The sequence below is a fragment of the Pseudomonas sp. NY5710 genome (genome assembly GCF_013305665.1).
Taxonomy (GTDB): domain Bacteria; phylum Pseudomonadota; class Gammaproteobacteria; order Pseudomonadales; family Pseudomonadaceae; genus Aquipseudomonas; species Aquipseudomonas juntendi.
On the sequence record NZ_CP045554.1, the window covers coordinates 2,624,481 to 2,639,199 of the forward strand.

The following is a 14,719-nucleotide window of genomic DNA, read 5'->3' on the forward strand; positions in this document are numbered from 1 at the left end:
CGGCCCTATCGCCGGCAAGCCGGCTCCCACAGATACAGGCCTGAGGGCAGCACTCATTTCCTGTGGGAGCCGGCTTGCCGGCGATAGGGCGCAACAGGCCAAAGGCATCCGCCCAAACAACCCACCCGGGGTTTTGTGCATTTGACCGAGGCCGCCTGGGCGTACAGCTGTCAGCATGCCGCCATCAGGACAGGAGAATCCCCATGAAGATCGTCATTGCCCCCGACTCGTTCAAGGACAGCCTCGATGCTGCCGGGGTTGCGCGCGCCATCGCTGCCGGCTTGCGTGAGGGTTGCCCGGGTGTGCAGGTGGTCGAATGCCCGATGGCCGATGGTGGCGAAGGCACCATGGACGCGATCCTTGCCGCCAGTGACGGCGAGCTGCGCCGCCAGACCGTGCGCGGGCCGCTGGGGCAGAGCGTGGAAGCCGGCTGGGGCTGGTTGCCGCACAGCCGCACGGCAATCATCGAAATGGCCCAGGCCAGTGGCCTGCAGCTGGTCCCAACCGGGCAGCGCGATGCCTGCCGCAGCAGCACCTGGGGTACCGGCGAGCTGATTGCCGCCGCGTTGGCTGCCGGCGCACAGCGCGTGGTGCTGGCCATTGGCGGCAGTGCCACCAACGACGCCGGTAGCGGCATGTTGCGTGCGTTGGGCCTGCGCCTGCTGGATGCCAATGGGCAAACGCTGGAAGAAGGCGGCCTTGCCCTGGCCAAGCTGGCCCGTGTTGACGCGAGCGACCTCGACCCGCGGCTGGCCGAGGTGCAATTCGAGGTCGCTGCCGACGTCGACAACCCGCTGTGCGGGGCCAACGGTGCATCGGCGATCTTCGGCCCACAGAAGGGCGCCAACCCGCAGCAGGTGCAGGCGCTGGACCAGGCGCTGGGGCATTTTGCCGACCACTGTGCGCAGTTGCTGGGTGAGGATGTGCGTGACTACCCAGGTTGTGGCGCCGCCGGTGGCATGGGTTTCGCCGCGCGGGCATTCATGGGCGCGCAGTTCCGCCCCGGGGTAGAGGTGGTGGCGGAACTGGCCGGGCTCGATGCCCTGGTGCAAGGTGCTGATCTGGTGGTGACGGGCGAGGGCCGCTTCGATGCACAGACCTTGCGCGGCAAGACGCCAATGGGCGTGGCCCGGGTCGCCAAGCGCCACGGGGTACCGGTGGTGGTACTGGCCGGGACCTTGGGTGAGGGCTACCAGCAGTTGTATGCGCACGGCGTGGATGCGGCCTTTGCCCTGAGCAGTGGGCCAATGAGCCTGGAGCAGGCGTGTGCCGATGCCGTTGAGCTGCTGCAGGCGCGGGCCTGTGACATCGCCCGCCTGTGGCGCTGCGCAGCCGTCAGGGGATGAGTACCTGCTCATGGCCGGCCGGTAGGGCGGCCAGTTCGCCGAAGCGTTGTGCCGCATCGATGTAGCGCAGCGCTGACTTGGCGTCTTTCCAGCCCACATAGCTCATCAACGCTTTCAACTCCCAACCATTGGCGGTGGCCCAGGTGGCGAAACCGCGCCGCAGCGAGTGGCCGGTATACAAGGCTGCCGGCACACCGGCGCGTGCCAGCATGCGCCTTAGCAGCCCCACCAGGCTGTTGCTGTTGAGCGCACTGTCGCCCAGGTTGCCCCAACGGTCGAGCTTGCGAAACACCGGCCCGTGGGCAATGCCGGCAACCTCCAGCCATTGCAGGTAGGCCGTGACCGGGCACAGGGCCTTGAGCGCGGGGGTGCGGTGCTGCACCCCCAGCGCTTCGCGGTCACCCTTGCTGCGTGGCAGGAACAGGGTGATGCCGACACCCGCTTCGGCCTGGACATGCTCCACGCGCAGGCGCGCCAGCTCATCGCCACGAAAACCCCGCCAAAAGCCCAGCAACAGCAGCGCGCTATCGCGCCGAGCGCGGCGCAAGGCGGCCAGGTCGTGACGCTCACGGGCCTGGCGGGCTTCCTCTTCAAAACAGGCGACCGCCGTTTGCAGGTGCTGCAGCAGCAGCGGCGCTGCCTGCTTGGGCGGGGCGGGGTGCAAGCTACGAATGCCGCGCAGCACCTGGCGCACCAGGGGGGCCTTGGTGGGGTCGGGAAAGCCCTGGGCAACGTGCCACTGGCTAAGCGCGGCCAGCCGTTGGCGCAGGGTGCTGACCGCATGCTGGTCGGCATGCTCGGCCAGGTAGCGGGCGATGCTCTCGGCGGTGGCCGGCAGAAAGCCGCCCCAGTGGCTTTCGAAGTGTTCGACGGCAGCCTGATAGCTACGCCGAGTGTTGTCGCGGGTGGCGGCGCGCAGGTAGCGTTCGATATCGGTCATGGTGCAAGCGGCGGTGGAGGACGGCTACACGATAAACCTAAATCACCCGGCTGTCCCGGGCGTGATCGGGCGCGCTGTACAGCAGCGGCACGCTGCGGTATACCTGAGCGCGACCAAGGGGAGCCCGGCAACGGGCTGAGAAACCGCTGAGCATCGCAGCGCGGTGACCCTTCGAACCTGATCCGGATCATGCCGGCGAAGGGATGGGCTCGATACGTGTCGTTACCTGCCTTTTTGCCGGCCTCACATGCGAGGCTCGTTCATGCCCAGTGCCAAGGTCTCGCTGCCATCCCCCCACAAGGACAGCACCATGACCGAACGCTTCAGCCAGACCCTGCGCCGCCATAGCGACCCGACCTGGTCGGCCGCCGTTGGCCACCGTTTCGTGACCCAACTGTGCGACGGCAGCCTGCCGGCGCCGATCATTATCGACTACCTGGTGCAGGACCACCGCTTTCTCGACAGCTTCCTGACCTTGCTCGGTGCCGCCATCGCCACTGCCGATACCTTCGAGGCCCGGCTGCGCTTCGGCCGCTTTGCCGGCATGATCTGCAGCGACGAGAACACCTATTTCCTGCGCGCGTTCGAGGCGCTGGATGTCAGCCCGGCGCAACGCCGTGAACCCGCCGATACCGCACCCACCGCCGGTTTCAAGGCGATCATGCGCGAAGCGGCCGCCACCCGTTCCTACGCGGCGGCGCTGGCGGTGCTCAACGTTGCCGAAGGCCTGTACCTGGACTGGGCGCTAAAAGCGCCAAAGCCCTTGCCGGAGAACTTTGTCCATGCCGAATGGATCACGCTGCATGACAACCCGGCCTTCCAGGACTTCGTTGCCTTCCTGCAGGCCGAACTGGACCGGGTAGGCCCGCAGGCCGCGGCGCTGGCCAGTGACTTCTACCAACGCACCGTGGCACTGGAGCTGGCTTTCTTCGACGCCATCTACCCGGAGGGCCAGTGAGCATGGATATCTTCGAACGCCTGAAAACCGCCGCCAATCGCCCCTGGGCCCGCTATGTCACGCACGACTTCGTGCAGCAGATGGGCGAGGGCACGTTGAGCGAGCAAGCGTTTCGTACCTACCTGGTGCAGGACTACCTGTTCCTGGTCCAGTTTGCCCGGGCCTGGGCGCTGGCTGCCTACAAAAGCCGACGCCCGGCGGACATTCGTGCCGCACAGACCACGCTGGCGGCCATTCTCGATGAAACCGAGCTGCACCTGCGGCTGTGCGCGCGCTGGGGGTTGAGCCAGGCCGACATTGAAGCGGCGCCAGAGCATCAGGCCACCGTGGCCTACACCCGTTACGTGCTGGACTGCGGCGCTGCCGGGGACCTGCTGGAGCTGCAGGTGGCACTGGCCCCCTGCGTGGTCGGCTATGCCGAAATCGGCCGCGCCCTGGCCGAGCAGATTGGCGACTTGAGCGGCCACCCATACCGCGAGTGGATTGGCGAGTACGCGGGTGCAGCCTACCAGGGGGTGGCTGCGGCAGCTCGCCGGCACCTCGACGAGCTGGCAGCACGCAGCATGACCGAGCAGCGTTTTGCCGAACTGGCAGCCATTTTCGCCCAGGCCTCCAGCCTGGAAGCGGATTTCTGGCAGATGGGGCTGGACGGGGCGGCATAACGTTGCGTGCGGTGTCGGGCTGAGTGGTTACTACTCAGCCCGGAACCGCTTTGGTGCATGAATGCCTCAAAAGAAGTCGTGCCGCACACTTTCACCGGGGTAAAACCCAGCTTTACTGGTCACTGTGCACATGCAGCAATGGGCTGCATGCCCGGTTTTTTTCGCTGTTTGGCGGCCGCAAAAAGCGGCCCGCATCTTGCTCCAGCTGCTCCCAACTACAACCTGGAGCCCCGTGCAATGAGCTCACCCAGCGAATTTCCACTCAGCGAAGCGCCGCCATCAGCCCGCAAGGGCCTGCTGCCGATCACCATGGTCCTGTTCAGTTTCACCTTCTTCACCGGCACCATGTTTGCCGGCGGCAAACTCGGCATGGCGTTCAGTTTCGCCGACATGCTATGGGTCGCCACCCTCGGTAACAGCTTGCTTGCGCTGTATGCCGCCGCGTTGGCCTTCATTGCCTCGCGTAGCGGCCTGAACACGGTGTTGATGGGGCGTTTCTGTTTCGGGGAGGCAGGCAGCCGGCTGTCCGACTTCCTGCTGGGCTTCGCCGAACTGGGCTGGTACGCCTGGGGCACCGCCACGGTGGCGATCGTGCTGGTCAAGTTGCTTGGCCTGGCAGAGGGTTTCAGCCTGCCGTTGATGGTGGTCTTCGGCCTGGGCTTCAGCGTCACCGCCATCCTCGGTTTCAAGGGGCTGGATGTGCTGGCCCGGGTTTCGGTGCCACTGATGTTCGTGCTGCTGTTGGTGTCGATGTACATCGCCACCCGCGATGCCGGTGGGTTCGCCGGCCTGGCGGCGGTGGTACCGCATGAGACCATGACGTTTTCCGCGGCAGTGACCATGGTGTTCGGCACCTTTGCCAGCGGCGCTACCCAGGCGACCAACTGGACACGCCTGTCGCGCAGCGGGCGGGTAGCGGTGAGCGCCAGTGTGGTCGCGTTCCTGCTGGGCAACGGCCTGATGGTGGTGGCAGGCGCCTGGTGCGCCATGGTCTACCAGCAGGCCGATATCGTCGAAGTGATGATGCTGCAGGGCTTGTCCTTTGCCGCAGTGGTCATGCTGTGCCTGAACCTGTGGACCATCCAGGGGCCGACCATCTACAACGTTTCGGCTGCCGCGTGCCACCTGCTGCGCAGCGAGCGGCGGCGCACGGCGACCCTGTTGGCGGCCGCTGTGGGTATCGTGTTGGCCATGGGTGGGATGTACGAGATGCTGATCCCGTTCCTGGTGCTGCTGGGTTCGATCATTCCGCCGGTGGGTGGGGTGATCATGGCCGATTTCTGGTACCGCCACCGTGGCAAATACCCGGCGCTGGGCACTGCAACGCTGCCCCGTTACAACCTGGTCGGGCTGTTCGCCTACGCCGTTGGCGCCGTACTGGCCTACGCTTCGCCGTGGGTGGCACCGCTGGTGGGTATCGGCGCCTCGGCGCTGTGCTACATCGTCGTGCTCGAGCTGGGCGGGCGCCGCGCAGCGGCCCAGGCGGGCGTCGAACCGTGAGCCTGGCGCTGGAAGAAATCCTGCAGCTGCCCGGCCTGCACGAGATGAGCGTGCGCGCCGGGGCGCGCAACCTGCAACGGCGGGTACGCTGGCCTTACGTGGCAGAAAACGAAGGTATCGCCGAATGGGTGATGGGCGGCGAGCTGGTGTTCGTCACCGGCATCAACCACCCACGGGGTGAGGCCAACCTGCTTGCCCTGGTCGAAGACGGCGAAGCCGTCGGCATTGCCGGGCTGGTGATACTCACCGGCGGCAGTTTCATCCAGCACATTGCGCCTGCGGTGATTGCCCGTGCCGAGCAGCTGGGTTTGCCACTGATCGAACAGCCTTACGCCCTGAAAATGGTGGTGGTCACCCACTTGATCGGTACTGCGCTGGTGCAGATGACCCAGGTTCGCCGCTCGCGCAACGACATCCTCGGCCAACTGCTCAGTGGCGATTACCCAAGCCTGGCGATTGCCCGGCAGCGCGCTGCGCACCTGCAAATGGCGCTGGATGAGCCGCGCCGGCTGCTGGCCTTGCGCCTGGCCGGGGTCGATGAGCTGTTCGAGCGGTTGGGGCTGACACTCGGCGAGCGGCGCTGGCAGCACACCCGCCAGGCCCTGGAGGACCAACTGCAAGCCTGGTGCCGGCAGCAGCCGGGCAGCGTCACGGCGCACCTGCCCGGTGACCTGTTCGTCGTGTTGCTGGCCGACACGCAAGACCTGCCGGAACGTTTGACCGCGCTGTACCGGCAATTACAAGGGGTAGCCGGCGAGTTGAGCTTGTACATGGGGCTTTCCAGCCTTGCCGAAGACTGTGCACACTACCGCCAGGCCTTGAACGAAGCGCGCCAGGCACTGGATGTGGCCCGGCACCTGCGCCCGGCCAGTGGTTACTGCAATTTCAATGAGCTGGGGGTGCTGCGCTTGCTGCAGGGCATCGTCGACCGCTCGCTGATCGACGATTTCGTCAGCCGTACCCTTGGCCCGCTGCTGGCACCAGGGCGTAAGCAAGCCACTGCATTGGTCCACACCCTCGACGCCTTGCTCATGGAAAATGGCAACAGCCTCAAAGCCGCCCAGCGCCTGGGCCTGCACCGTAACACTGTCAATCAGCGCGTACAGCGCATCGAACAACTGAGCGGACAGTCGATCGACGACCCGCTTTTTCGCATGAATGCTTCGGTCGCCATGTTGGTATGGCGCATGAGCGAAGCCCACGGCAAGGAGTAACCGCATGAACATCATCAACGCCCGGCTGCGCGGCAAACCCGGCTTGTTCCGCATTGAACTTGCTGGCGAGCGCATCAGCGCAATCGTGCCGCAGGCCAATGCAGTGGCGCAGGCGCCCGGCGACCTGGACGCTGCACAGAACCTGGTGGTAGCGCCCTTTGTCGAGCCGCACATCCACCTTGACGCCACCCTGACGGCCGGTGAGCCGAGGTGGAACATGAGCGGTACGCTGTTCGAGGGCATCGAGTGCTGGGCCGAGCGCAAGCAGTTCACCACCCACGATGACATCAAGGCCCGCGCGAAGAAAACCATTGGCATGCTGGTGGACCACGGTATCCAGCATGTGCGCACGCATGTCGATGTCACCGACCCGACGCTTACCGCGCTCAAGGCCATGGTCGAGGTACGCGACGAAGTCCGCGGGCTGGTCGACCTGCAGATCGTCGCGTTTCCGCAGGAAGGCATCGAGTCGTATGCCAACGGCAGGGCATTGATGACCGAAGCGGTGGCCATTGGTGCCGACGTGGTGGGGGGCATTCCGCATTTCGAGAACACCCGCGACCAGGGCGTGTCGTCGATAAAATTCCTGATGGACCTGGCCGAGGGCAGCGGCTGCCTGGTAGACGTGCACTGCGACGAAACCGACGACCCGCAGTCACGTTTTCTTGAAGTTCTGGCCGAGGAAGCCCGGGTACGTGGCATGGGCGCCCGGGTCACCGCCAGCCATACCGTGGCGATGGGGTCGTATGACAACGCTTACTGCTACAAGCTGTTCCGCCTGTTGAAGCTGTCGGGCATCAACTTCGTGTCCTGCCCAACCGAAAGCATCCACTTGCAAGGGCGCTTCGACAACTACCCCAAGCGCCGTGGGGTTACCCGGGTAGCCGAAATCGACCGCGCCGGCATGAACGTGTGCTTTGGCCAGGACTCCATCGTGGACCCGTGGTACCCGCTGGGCAACGGCAACATCCTGCGCATTCTCGAAGCGGGGCTACACATCTGCCACATGCTCGGCTACGAAGACTTGCAGCGTTGCCTGGACCTGATCACGGACAACAGCGCCCGCACCCTGAACCTTGGCGAGCACTATGGCATCGAGGTGGGGCGCCCAGCCAACCTGTTGCTGCTGTCGGCACCCGATGACTACGAGATGGTGCGCAGCCAAGGGCATGCGCTGGTCTCGGTGCGCCATGGCAAGGTGCTGATGCAGCGTACCCCAGCCCAGGTGCAGCGCCTGCTCTGAGCGGTTGACGTTGGGGCCCGGCGCAATGCCGGGCCCTGCGTCAGCTGTCACCCGACCGCTTCGAGGAACTTGTCCAGGACAATGTTGCGGCCACACAGGACCACCGCAACCCGCTTGCCTTGGTACTGCCTGGCCAGTTTCTGCATCCCGGCGACGGCAACTGCCGCAGCGCCTTCGATGATCCAGCGCTCGTGGCGGGCAATATCGCGCATGGCCGCACGGATTTCGTCCTCGCTGACCAGCACCGTCCCGGTGACCAGCGCCTGGCACAGCGGGAAGCTGACAGCACCTGGCTCGATGCCACCGGCGGTGCCGTCGGAAAGGGTTTCGCGCGCCTGCACTTCGATGATCTCACCCGCCTGTAGCGAGCGCGCCAGTGCGGGGTCATTTTCGGGCCAGCAACCAATGATCTCGGTGCCTGGCTTGAGCACGCGCAGGGCGGCGCCGATACCGGCAATCAGCCCGCCGCCGCCCACCGCGACGAATACCGCGTCCAGGTCGGGTGCCTGCTCGAACAACTCCATTGCGAGGGTGCCTTGGCCTGCGATGACCTGCAGGTCGTTGTACGGCGACACAAATGGCACACCCCGCACCCGCGCTTGCCTGGCGGCCTCCAGTTCTGCACCCAACGGGTCGGTGGGCAGGCAGATGACCTCGGCGCCCAAGGCACGCATCGCTGCCAGCTTGTAGGCCGACGCTGAAGCGGCGCTGTACACCGTTACCGGCACCCCAGCAGCATTGCCGGCCATTGCCAAGGCCTGCCCGTGGTTGCCCGAAGATGCGGCAATCACCCCGGCAGCCCGCTGTTCGGTTGGCAGCAGGCGGATCTTGTTGCTGGCGCCGCGAAACTTGAACGAACCGGTGTGCTGCAGGTGTTCGCATTTAAGCAGTACATCGCAACCGGTCTGCTCCGAGAGGCGGGCGCTGCGGGTCAGTGGCGTCACACTGACGGCAGGGCGTAGTGCCGTATGGGCATCCTTTATGGACCGAAAAAGCCCATCCAAATGGGTGGCATCGGTAACGGGCGCAAGAGCGGGAGTGGCTGCCATGCTGTAAACCTGCATAGATATGGAATATCCGTCTACCGTAGACGTTTATTCTATTCGACACAAGCGGGCGTGCGCATGCCTCGCCGTGCTCATCCCGGCAAGCCAGCGACAGTGGGTTTAAAGGGCCTTGAGCTCTTTCAGGTACTTGTACACGGTCGCGCGCCCCATGCTCAGTACGTTGGCCACATAGTCCACGCCACTTCGGCCTTGGAACGCGCCCTCTGCATGCAGTGCCTGCACCAGGCTGCGCTTGTCCTTCATGCGCAGCGTTTGCAGTGACAGGTTGCGCGCCTGCAGCCAGCCATGCAGGAAGGTGTTGATGCGCTCCTGCCAGTCGTTACGGAACAACGCGTCCGGTTGCGGAACCAGCCGGCTCATCTGGAAAAACGCATCCAGCGCAACACGGGCCTGCTCCAGTACCGACACGTTCAGGTTGATGCACATCAGGTGCTCGGCTTCGCCCTGGGCATTGCGCAGCAGGGTGCTGATCGAGCGGACCTTCTGGCCGTTCCAGTTGAGTTTCTCGTAAGGGCCAAGGTTCGTGCCCTGGAGCAAGTCGCCCAGTTCATGATCGATCGCCGAGTCGTCACCCAAGGTGCGTTGGGAAAAGTTGTTGGCGATGTGCACCACCGTCTGGCTGCGCAGGTCGTGGACGATGACTTCCGCGTGCGGGTACAGCAACAGGGCGATGCTGTCGGCAATTGCCTTGTAGTTATCCAGGGTCATTGGTATCGGGTGCTTTTCGCAGGGGCAGGAACCGGACGTTCATGGTGGCGGCAAAGCGCCTGGGACACAAGGCGGGTGGTTGCCGAGCCTGGTACCACTACAAGTACTACCAATCGCACGAATTTACCCTTCACATGCGATAAGCCGTGATTATTCCATGTGAGAAAACCTTTGCCGGCCAACGCCATGATTGGCATAATCAGTACGTAATTACATGCTACATATTACAGTACGAAATCGTAGGAGCACACATGGCCCGGGGTGGTATAAACAAGGTGGTGGTGCAGCAGGCACGCCAGGCGCTGATCGCCCGGGGCGAAAACCCCAGCATCGATGCCATTCGTATCGAGCTGGGCAATACCGGCTCGAAAACCACCATTCACCGCTACCTGAAAGAGTTGAACGGCCAGCAGCCGGTTGCCTCGGAAGGTGGCGTTGCATTGAGTGAGGTGCTGGCCCGCATGGTTGGGCAATTGGCGACCCAGTTGCAGGACGAGGCCGATCTGACCATCGAGCAGGCCGAAAGCACGTTTACCCAGCAGCGTGAACATTTGGAGGCGCAGCTCGAAATCGCGCAGCAAGCCTTGGCGGCCGCGCACCAGCAGCACCAGATCGATGCCGCGGCACTGGCTGCCGAATCCGAGCGGCTGCTGTCCACGCAAAGCACGTTGCAGGCCGAACAGCTACGCAGTGCGAGCCTCAACCAGTCGCTGGGCGAACTGCAGCTGCGTCTGGCAGACAAGGACGAACAGATCCAGTCACTGGAAGACAAGCACCGCCATGCCCGCGACGCCCTCGAGCATTACCGCAGCGCTAGCCGTGAGCAGCGCGAGCAGGAACAACGGCGGCACGAGGCGCAGTTGCAGCAGTTGCAGGTGGAAATGCGCCAATTGCAGCAGGGCATGATCGTCAAGCAGGACGAGCTGACCCGCCTGCACCGCGATAACGAACGTTTGCTGGGCGAGCACCGCCAAGTGGCCAGCGAATGCCGGGCGCAAGGGGAGTTGCTGGAGCAACGTGATGCGCAGATCCAGGGTTTGCGCACGATCCTGGCGCAGGCGCAGGGCGCCAGTGAGGAAATGCGCCGGCAACTGGATACCCAGGCACAGAGCCTTGAACAGCGGCGCGAGCTGTGTGCCGAGCAAGCACGGCAGTTGAAATACTTCGAGGAACAACTGCGCGAGCGTGACGAGGCGCTGGCGCAGTGCCGGGCGTTGGTGGCCGAAGCAGCAGGTTAATCAAACTTTTTCGAAGCAGCGCTTTCTTCCCTAAACACCTCAAGGAGATATCGCCATGCCTGATAAACATCCACCGCACAAACAGGGGCCGCACTCGTCGGAGCAGGCGGACAAGAAGAGTGAGCTGGGTTTCGACCCGGATTCACCGGACCTCGACGATCCACAGGTTGACCCGCAGGGCCCCGCCAAGCCACCCAGGGATGTGGAGAAGAAGTAGAAATCCCAGGCAGAAAAGCCCGCCAGCTGAGCGAAATGGGCTGGCGGGTTTACCGAGGAATTTGCCGGGCCTGTAAGGCCAGGCTCCGCAAAACCCCCGGTTTACCAGCGTTTAGCCCTCGGCTTGCCTGGCGGCGTCCACACCGGCCGCCGACAGCTTGATGGGGTACTGGACGCTGATTTGGTGGTCATCGCTGACCACCACGCTGCCATCATGAATCAGACCAGCGTCCTGCAGGGTCTTGAGCATACCTGCAACGGCCTTCTCGCCACGATAGTTGTCCAGCACTTCCTTGCCCAGCCCCTGCGGGTGAGCATGCAGCAGACGGGTGAGTACTTCGCTTTTCAGTGCATCGTTACTCATATCGAACCTCACGTTCACTTAGCGTGTTTGGCCTGCAGTGCCTTGGCGTGCTCCAGGTGCTGTTCCAGCTTAGGCAGGGTTTCGCTGGCGAAGGCCTTCAGCTCAGCCTTGTCGGAGGACGCAGCTTCTTTCTTGAACAGCTCGACCGCTTTCTCGTGCGCATCGACCTGGTTGTTGAGGTAAGACTTGTCGAACGAGTCGTCACGCCATTCCAGAATCATCTTCTTGACCTTGTCAGTCATCGCCGCGTCGTCGGGTACGGAAATATCCAGTTTACGGGCGATGTCGGCGAGTTGCTGATTAGCCTGGGTATGGTCGGTGACCATTTGCTGGGCAAAGGTCTTGATCTCTGCGTTCTGGCTTTTTTCCTGGGCCAGGTTGCCGGTGACCACTTCGGCTATGCCAGATTCGACCGCTGCATCGACGAAATCATCGGAGCTGGCTGCCAGCGTGTGGGCCGATACCAGGCCCAGCACCATCGATAACCCGACACGCTTGATGAAGAGACTGCTCATGCTGCACTCCTTAAACCTTGGCGCGACCTCAGTGTCGCGTACGGTTGAGGGCCGTGGCAGGGCAAAGGTTTAATCTTTTTCACCACCGGCGGCGACCCCGGTGGCGCTCAGTCTGCTGCCAGCACGTGTTGCTGGAGTTGCCAACGCACTGAGCTAACGCCCTTTTCCAGGCTGACCCGGCTGACCAGGCGCTCCAACTGCGCCGGTGCCTGGGCGGTGCCCAACAACTCTGCACGCACCTCAAGCCTGGCCGGGTTGTCCAGGTCGGCACTTTGCAGCGACTGCAGGCGTAGTTGCGGGTCGGCCAGGCTGTGCAGCATCAGGCTGCGCACCTGAATTTCGTCCTCGGCGCGGCAGACGATGCGCACCTCGAAATGCTGCTCGTCCTCGCTGGCAGGCACAATGCCCTGGCGGTCGAGGCGTTGGGCGATGTCGCGCAGCAGGATGTTCGCGCACAGCACCATCAGGCTACCCAGCGCGGCCTCCAGCAACAGCCCCAGGCTGCACAAGACACCGACCGCTGCCGTGCACCACAAGGTGGCGGCGGTATTAAGGCCGCGCACATTGAAGCCATCGCGCATGATCACCCCGCCCCCGAGAAAACCAATGCCCGAGACCACATAGGCGGCAACGCGTGAAGCGTCGGCAGCGGCCATGCCGGGTACTGCCTGGGTCATCAGCACGAACAGGCAGGCCCCGGTACTGACCAGTGCGTTGGTGCGCAGCCCGGTCAGGCGCTGGCGCAACTGGCGTTCGGCGCCGATCAGCGCCCCTAGTAGCAGCGCGACACCCACGCGCAGCAGAAAAACGTTCCAATCCATAGCTCACCTCTTCCACGGGCACACGCCCGCATGAGCGCCTTCACTGGGCGCGGTTGAAAAACCAGAAAGATGCGTAGGACCACGGGGGGAGGGAGGTGAAGCGGGGTTACAAGAAACCACCGTCTTGCCAGGCTGGCCAGACAGTGCAGGACACTGCCGAGCTAGCGCGCCACGTGGGCCTGTCGCAAGCGACTGGGGCTACTGTCCAAAGCGGGTCTCCTGTTGGGATGGCTAAATTGCGACGCGGAACATACGCCCCGCGGCAATACCGGTCAAGTGGGGAAAGATGACAATGCCTTAATCGGCAAATGCCCAGCAGCCGGGCCTGCCACATGGAAAAAAAAGCCATCAGCCGGTAACCTTGCGCCACCCTATGCGATCACCCGGACCGTTCCATGCTGCTCAATCTGACCGTGCTGTTCGGCACCCTGGTGGCCATGGAGGGCGTAGGTACGCTGGCCCACAAGTACATCATGCATGGCTGGGGCTGGTGCTTGCACCGCTCGCACCATGAGCCACAGCTGGGCATGCTCGAAACCAATGACCTCTACCTGCTGGCGCTGGCGCTGGTAGCCGCCGCCCTGATCGCCCTGGGCAAGGGCGGCCATGCGCCGCTGCAGTGGGTGGGCGGTGGCGTGGCGGGCTATGGCGTACTGTATGTACTGGCCCATGATGGCTTCTTTCATCGGCACTGGCCGCGCCGGCCACGGCCGGTCAACCGCTACCTCAAACGCCTGTACCGGGCGCACCGGCTGCACCATGCAGTGAAGGGGCGCACCGGAGGGGTGTCGTTCGGTTTTTTCTACGCGCCGCCGTTGAAGGTGTTGAAACAGCAACTGCGGGGCAAGCGCAACCGGCGCTGACTGCCTGGGCGTTACCTGGCGGTGCCGCTTTCAGGCTGCGCCACGGCGTGCCCTCGGCTGACCCACCAGCCGAAACCGGCGGCGGTGAAGAACATGATCAGGCTGTACAGCGCTGCCGGCACTGCCATGGTCGGGTTGTTCAGCAGCGACGGGCTCAGGGCCAGGGCAATCGCCAACGTGCCGTTATGTATGCCGATTTCCATGCCGATGGCGATGGCCTGGCGCTTGGGGATGTTGAGCAGGCGCGGCACCCAGTACCCCACCGCCAGGCTCAACAGGTTGAACAACAGCGCCGCCAGGCCCACGACCGGCGCGTACTCGACCACCGTCTGCCAGTCCTTGGCCAGCGCCAGGACAATGGTGAATGCCAGAAACAATGCCGCCACCAGCTTCATCGGCTTTTGCATGCGCGCGGCAAACTTTGGGGCAAAGCGGCGAATCAGCATGCCAAGCGCCACCGGCAGCAGGACGATGGCGAACACCTGCATGACCTTGGCAAACTGCAGCGGTATGGCCTGGTCCGACGCCATGAACCAGCTCAACGACAGGTTGACCAACAGCGGCATGGTCAGGATAGCGATCAATGAGTTGACCGCTGTGAGGGTGATGTTCAGCGCCACATCGCCATGTGCCAGGTGGCTGAACAGGTTCGCCGTAGTGCCACCCGGCGAAGCGGCCAGCAGCATCAACCCCACCGCCAGCGCCGACTCCAGGCCAAAGCCGTTGGCGATCAGGAAGCACACCAGCGGTAACAGCAGAATCTGGCAGGCCAGGCCCACCACCACGGGCTTGGGGTATTTCACCACCCGTGCGAAGTCGGCCAAGGTCAACGATAGGCCAAGGCCCAGCATGATGATGCCCAAGGCCAGGGGCAGAACGGCGGTGAGCAGGGGCGAGGCGGTCATCGGCAGTCTCTCGGGTGAAGGATCCGATGCAGTCTAGGTGGACCGGGATGGATAGATAATTGCAAAAAGCCAGCTCTTGGTAACTATTTGTTACCAAGGACAGCCCTCATCAGCCCTGCATGGCGCGTTGCAGCAGGCCCGCAGGCGCAGTAGCATGCC

General features: G+C 63.8%; 16 protein-coding genes and 1 riboswitch. Of the genes, 9 read left to right on the forward strand and 7 right to left on the reverse strand.

What is annotated here, in order from left to right; all coding sequences use genetic code 11:
- The first annotated feature begins 203 nt into the window (after positions 1-203).
- The gene (locus tag GEV39_RS11740; RefSeq protein WP_173889131.1) at positions 204-1,346 is read left to right on the forward strand and encodes a glycerate kinase; all 1,143 of its coding nucleotides are present in this window, start codon (positions 204-206) and stop codon (positions 1,344-1,346) included.
- On the opposite strand, the gene GEV39_RS11745 is transcribed toward GEV39_RS11740, so the two are convergent.
- Positions 1,336-2,286: a site-specific integrase gene (locus GEV39_RS11745; protein ID WP_173889133.1), complete on the reverse strand. Its 951-nt coding sequence runs from the start codon at positions 2,284-2,286 to the stop codon at positions 1,336-1,338. The two genes, GEV39_RS11740 and GEV39_RS11745, sit on opposite strands and share 11 nt — an antisense overlap.
- Before the next feature lie 106 nt (positions 2,287-2,392).
- A riboswitch (TPP riboswitch) is annotated at positions 2,393-2,507 on the forward strand.
- An 89-nt stretch (positions 2,508-2,596) separates the two neighbouring features.
- On the opposite strand from GEV39_RS11745, the gene GEV39_RS11750 reads away from it, so the two are divergent.
- The 5 genes from GEV39_RS11750 (at position 2,597) to codA (ending at position 7,863) form a co-directional block, all read left to right on the forward strand.
- Complete coding sequence (locus GEV39_RS11750) at positions 2,597-3,244, forward strand: TenA family protein (RefSeq protein WP_173889135.1); 648 nt, start codon at positions 2,597-2,599, stop codon at positions 3,242-3,244.
- A 2-nt stretch (positions 3,245-3,246) separates the two neighbouring features.
- Positions 3,247-3,906: a thiaminase II gene (gene tenA / locus GEV39_RS11755; RefSeq protein WP_173889137.1), complete on the forward strand. Its 660-nt coding sequence runs from the start codon at positions 3,247-3,249 to the stop codon at positions 3,904-3,906.
- Positions 3,907-4,143: 237 nt separating this feature from the next.
- On the forward strand, positions 4,144-5,406 hold the full coding sequence (gene codB, locus GEV39_RS11760; protein WP_173889138.1) for a cytosine permease: 1,263 nt from the start codon (positions 4,144-4,146) through the stop codon (positions 5,404-5,406).
- The gene (locus tag GEV39_RS11765; RefSeq protein WP_173889140.1) at positions 5,403-6,620 is read left to right on the forward strand and encodes a PucR family transcriptional regulator; all 1,218 of its coding nucleotides are present in this window, start codon (positions 5,403-5,405) and stop codon (positions 6,618-6,620) included. The genes codB and GEV39_RS11765 overlap by 4 nt, the downstream gene beginning before the upstream one ends.
- A gap of 4 nt (positions 6,621-6,624) precedes the next feature.
- Positions 6,625-7,863 (forward strand): cytosine deaminase, encoded by a 1,239-nt coding sequence (gene codA / locus GEV39_RS11770; protein WP_173889142.1) that lies wholly within the window; start codon positions 6,625-6,627, stop codon positions 7,861-7,863.
- Between the two features lie 47 nt (positions 7,864-7,910).
- On the opposite strand, the gene GEV39_RS11775 is transcribed toward codA, so the two are convergent.
- Both GEV39_RS11775 and GEV39_RS11780 read right to left on the reverse strand, forming a co-directional pair.
- Complete coding sequence (locus GEV39_RS11775; protein ID WP_173889144.1) at positions 7,911-8,912, reverse strand: threonine/serine dehydratase; 1,002 nt, start codon at positions 8,910-8,912, stop codon at positions 7,911-7,913.
- A gap of 117 nt (positions 8,913-9,029) precedes the next feature.
- The gene (locus tag GEV39_RS11780; protein ID WP_173889146.1) at positions 9,030-9,638 is read right to left on the reverse strand and encodes a helix-turn-helix transcriptional regulator; all 609 of its coding nucleotides are present in this window, start codon (positions 9,636-9,638) and stop codon (positions 9,030-9,032) included.
- A 251-nt stretch (positions 9,639-9,889) separates the two neighbouring features.
- On the opposite strand from GEV39_RS11780, the gene GEV39_RS11785 reads away from it, so the two are divergent.
- On the forward strand, positions 9,890-10,876 hold the full coding sequence (locus GEV39_RS11785) for a DNA-binding protein (RefSeq protein WP_173889148.1): 987 nt from the start codon (positions 9,890-9,892) through the stop codon (positions 10,874-10,876).
- A gap of 55 nt (positions 10,877-10,931) precedes the next feature.
- Positions 10,932-11,093 carry a DUF6021 family protein gene (locus GEV39_RS11790; RefSeq protein WP_173889150.1) on the forward strand — a complete coding sequence of 54 codons (162 nt, stop codon included), beginning with the start codon at positions 10,932-10,934 and terminating at the stop codon, positions 11,091-11,093.
- Between the two features lie 111 nt (positions 11,094-11,204).
- Here the strand turns inward: GEV39_RS11790 and GEV39_RS11795 are convergent, their stop codons facing one another.
- From GEV39_RS11795 to GEV39_RS11805, 3 genes are all read right to left on the reverse strand, one after another.
- Positions 11,205-11,456 carry a hypothetical protein gene (locus GEV39_RS11795; protein ID WP_173889152.1) on the reverse strand — a complete coding sequence of 84 codons (252 nt, stop codon included), beginning with the start codon at positions 11,454-11,456 and terminating at the stop codon, positions 11,205-11,207.
- Positions 11,457-11,470: 14 nt separating this feature from the next.
- Positions 11,471-11,971 carry a DUF4142 domain-containing protein gene (locus tag GEV39_RS11800; protein WP_173889154.1) on the reverse strand — a complete coding sequence of 167 codons (501 nt, stop codon included), beginning with the start codon at positions 11,969-11,971 and terminating at the stop codon, positions 11,471-11,473.
- 107 nt (positions 11,972-12,078) lie between these two features.
- The gene (locus GEV39_RS11805; RefSeq protein ID WP_173889156.1) at positions 12,079-12,792 is read right to left on the reverse strand and encodes an MgtC/SapB family protein; all 714 of its coding nucleotides are present in this window, start codon (positions 12,790-12,792) and stop codon (positions 12,079-12,081) included.
- 395 nt (positions 12,793-13,187) lie between these two features.
- Here GEV39_RS11805 and GEV39_RS11810 point away from each other — a divergent pair, with 395 nt between their 5' ends.
- Positions 13,188-13,655 carry a sterol desaturase family protein gene (locus GEV39_RS11810; RefSeq protein WP_173889158.1) on the forward strand — a complete coding sequence of 156 codons (468 nt, stop codon included), beginning with the start codon at positions 13,188-13,190 and terminating at the stop codon, positions 13,653-13,655.
- Positions 13,656-13,666: 11 nt separating this feature from the next.
- Here the strand turns inward: GEV39_RS11810 and GEV39_RS11815 are convergent, their stop codons facing one another.
- Entirely contained in the window at positions 13,667-14,560 is an 894-nt protein-coding gene (locus GEV39_RS11815) for a bile acid:sodium symporter family protein (protein WP_173889160.1), read from the reverse strand.
- Positions 14,561-14,719 lie beyond the last annotated feature (159 nt).

Excerpts from the sequence above, each read along its gene's own strand:
- GEV39_RS11780 (WP_173889146.1), bottom strand. The coding sequence starts at position 9,638 with ATGACCCTGGATAACTACAAGGCAATTGCCGACAGCATCGCCCTGTTG.
- GEV39_RS11750 (WP_173889135.1), top strand. The coding sequence starts at position 2,597 with ATGACCGAACGCTTCAGCCAGACCCTGCGCCGCCATAGCGACCCGACC.
- tenA (WP_173889137.1), top strand. The coding sequence starts at position 3,247 with ATGGATATCTTCGAACGCCTGAAAACCGCCGCCAATCGCCCCTGGGCC.
- GEV39_RS11800 (WP_173889154.1), bottom strand. The coding sequence starts at position 11,971 with ATGAGCAGTCTCTTCATCAAGCGTGTCGGGTTATCGATGGTGCTGGGC.
- GEV39_RS11775 (WP_173889144.1), bottom strand. The coding sequence starts at position 8,912 with ATGGCAGCCACTCCCGCTCTTGCGCCCGTTACCGATGCCACCCATTTG.
- codA (WP_173889142.1), top strand. The coding sequence starts at position 6,625 with ATGAACATCATCAACGCCCGGCTGCGCGGCAAACCCGGCTTGTTCCGC.
- GEV39_RS11740 (WP_173889131.1), top strand. The coding sequence starts at position 204 with ATGAAGATCGTCATTGCCCCCGACTCGTTCAAGGACAGCCTCGATGCT.
- GEV39_RS11795 (WP_173889152.1), bottom strand. The coding sequence starts at position 11,456 with ATGAGTAACGATGCACTGAAAAGCGAAGTACTCACCCGTCTGCTGCAT.
- GEV39_RS11745 (WP_173889133.1), bottom strand. The coding sequence starts at position 2,286 with ATGACCGATATCGAACGCTACCTGCGCGCCGCCACCCGCGACAACACT.
- GEV39_RS11810 (WP_173889158.1), top strand. The coding sequence starts at position 13,188 with ATGCTGCTCAATCTGACCGTGCTGTTCGGCACCCTGGTGGCCATGGAG.
- GEV39_RS11785 (WP_173889148.1), top strand. The coding sequence starts at position 9,890 with ATGGCCCGGGGTGGTATAAACAAGGTGGTGGTGCAGCAGGCACGCCAG.
- codB (WP_173889138.1), top strand. The coding sequence starts at position 4,144 with ATGAGCTCACCCAGCGAATTTCCACTCAGCGAAGCGCCGCCATCAGCC.
- GEV39_RS11815 (WP_173889160.1), bottom strand. The coding sequence starts at position 14,560 with ATGACCGCCTCGCCCCTGCTCACCGCCGTTCTGCCCCTGGCCTTGGGC.
- GEV39_RS11790 (WP_173889150.1), top strand. The coding sequence starts at position 10,932 with ATGCCTGATAAACATCCACCGCACAAACAGGGGCCGCACTCGTCGGAG.
- GEV39_RS11805 (WP_173889156.1), bottom strand. The coding sequence starts at position 12,792 with ATGGATTGGAACGTTTTTCTGCTGCGCGTGGGTGTCGCGCTGCTACTA.